Source organism: Mycobacterium sp. TH-M15 (assembly GCF_057473705.1).
In genome coordinates this window covers 1-2,466 of record NZ_JBYCLB010000273.1, presented here as the reverse complement: position 1 = coordinate 2,466, position 2,466 = coordinate 1, and the positions used below count along the sequence as shown (strand labels likewise).

The 2,466-nt window shown below is 72.6% G+C and carries 3 protein-coding genes; all 3 read left to right on the top strand.

The features are described from left to right. Positions 1-497: phosphatidylserine decarboxylase (locus AC2VNT_RS06480; protein ID WP_486946069.1), on the top strand; the 497-nt coding region annotated here is incomplete at its 5' end. Next, a complete protein-coding gene (pssA, locus tag AC2VNT_RS06475) occupies positions 494-1,348 on the top strand; it encodes a CDP-diacylglycerol--serine O-phosphatidyltransferase (protein WP_486946068.1) in 855 nt (284 codons plus the stop codon). The genes AC2VNT_RS06480 and pssA, both read left to right, overlap by 4 nt. A gap of 1 nt (position 1,349) precedes the next feature. Next, positions 1,350-2,466, top strand: a 1,117-nt coding sequence (locus AC2VNT_RS06470) for an AAA family ATPase (protein WP_486946067.1), incomplete at its 3' end; no start/stop codon positions are given.

Genomic DNA, 2,466 nt, shown 5'->3' with positions numbered 1-2,466 from the left:
GCCGCGTCTCGCCCACCCGGCCGGGCGCGGTGGTCGCCCCCGCCGACGGGGTGATCTGCACCGTCGACACCGCGACCCCGCCCCCGGAACTGGGCCTGCCCGACACCCCGCTGCCCCGGGTGAGCATCTTCATGTCGCTGCTGGACGCACACGTCCAGCGGGCGCCGGTGAGTGGAGAGGTGCTCGCCGCGCTGCACCGCGCCGGGCGGTTCGGCTCCGCCGACCGGGACGAGGCCAGCTCCGAGAACGAGCGCAATAGCGTGCGGATCCGCACCGCGTCCGGCGCCGAGGTGATCGCGGTTCAGGTCGCCGGGTTGCTGGCGCGGCGGATCGTCTGCGACGCGCGAGCCGGCGACCGGCTGGCGGTCGGCGACGTCTACGGCTTGATCCGGTTCGGATCGCGGCTGGACACCTACCTGCCGGTCGGAACCGACCCGATGGTCGCGGTGGGTCAGCGCGCCGTCGCCGGTGAGACCGTGTTGGCCCAGCTCTCATGAGCACCAGCCGGTCCCGGCGGACGGTGGGCCTGCACATCTTGCCCAGCTCGATGACCGTGCTGGCGATCTGCGCCGGGCTGAGTTCGATCAAGTTCGCCCTCGATCACCAGGCGCACATCGCGATCGCGCTGATCGGGGCGGCGGCCATCCTGGACGGCCTGGACGGCCGGGTGGCCCGCATCCTGGACGCCGAGTCGCGGATCGGCGCCGAGCTCGACTCACTGGCCGACGCGGTCGACTTCGGGGTGGCGCCGGCGGTGGTGATCTACCTGTCGCTGCTGTCGCCGCTGGCGATCGGTTGGATCGCGGTGCTGCTGTACGCGGTCTGCGTGGTGCTGCGGCTGGCCCGGTTCAACACACTGCTCGACGAGACCGGCCTGCCCGCCTACGCGAAGGAGTTCTTCGTCGGCATGCCCGCACCGGCCGGCGCGATCATGTTGATCGGCCTGCTCGCCGCCAAGCTGCAGTTCGGCGGCGGTTGGTGGACCTCGCAGTGGTTCGTCTGCGCCTGGGTTGCGCTCACCGCGGTGCTGCTGGTCAGCCGGATCCCGATGAAAAAGATGCACGCCGTATCGGTGCCGCCGCACCTGGCCGCGCTGCTGCTGGCGGTGCTGGCGATGGCGGCCGCGGCGGCGTTCCTGTTCCCCTACGTCCTGGTACTGGTGTTGATCGTTGCCTACCTGTGCCACATTCCGTTCGCGATCCGCAGCCTGCGCTGGGTGGCCGCCCACCCGGAATCCTGGGAGGACAAACCCAAGCAACGCCGCGCCGCCCGCCGGGCGATCCGCCGCTCCCAGCCGCACCGCCGATCGATGGCGCGGCTGGGCTTGCGGAAACCCGGACGCCGCTGAGATGGCCACCGCCCGCGGCGACGCCGCTCACCACCTCGCCTTGATCGCCCGGCTGAACACCGCCGCCGTTGACGCACGCCGCGGTGTGATTCGGCTGCATCCGGAAGCCGTTGCTGCCCTTGGTATCCGGGAATTGGATGCGGTGTCGTTGACCGGCGCCCGAACCACCGCGGCGGTGGTCGCGCTGGCCACGCCGGACAGCCCGACCGGCACGGTGTTGCTCGACGACGTGACGCTGTCCAACGCCGGGCTGCGCGACGGCACCCAGGTGATCGTCGCCCCAGTGACCGTCTACGGCGCGCGGTCGGTCAGCCTCAGCGGCTCGGCGTTGGCCGCCGAGTCGGTGCCGCCGGCCACCCTGCGTCAGGCGCTGCTGGGCAAGGTGATGACCGTCGGTGACGCCGTTTCGCTGCTCCCCCGCGATCTGGGTCCGGGCACCTCCACCTCCGAAGCCACCGCCGCACTCGCCGCCGCGGTCGGGATCAGCTGGACATCCGAGCTGCTGACCGTCACCGGGGTCGATCCGGCCGGTCCGGTTAGCGTGCAACCGAATTCGTCGGTGACGTGGGGCTCGGCCACCGCGACCGCTACCGCCGAGCCGCCCGGGGGCCGGCCGGCACCGGCCGCACCGCCCGCGTCGGCATCCCCGACGGCCGCGGCGCCCACGGCGCCCGCAACGGCCACGGTGACCGAACCGGCCGCCGCACCCGAACTCACCCTCGACGACCTCAAAGGCTGCCGCGCCCAGATCGACAAGCTCACCGAATGGCTCAAGCTGGCCCTCGACGAGCCCGAGCTGCTCGAAACGCTCGGCGCCGGAACCAATCTCGGCGTCCTGGTCTCCGGCCCGGCCGGCGTCGGCAAGACCACGCTGGTGCGGGCGGTCTGCGCATCGCGGCGGCTGGTCGAGCTGGACGGCCCCGAGGTCGGGGCGCTGGGCGCCGACGACCGGTTGGCCGCCGTGAAGGCGGGGGTGGCCCGGATCCGCGACGGCGGCGGGGTGCTGTTGGTCGCCGACGTCGACGCGCTGCTGCCGGATCCGCCGGAACCGGTGGCCACCCTGATCCTGACCGAACTGCGCACCGCGGTGGCCACCAGCGGGGTGGCGTTCGTCGCCA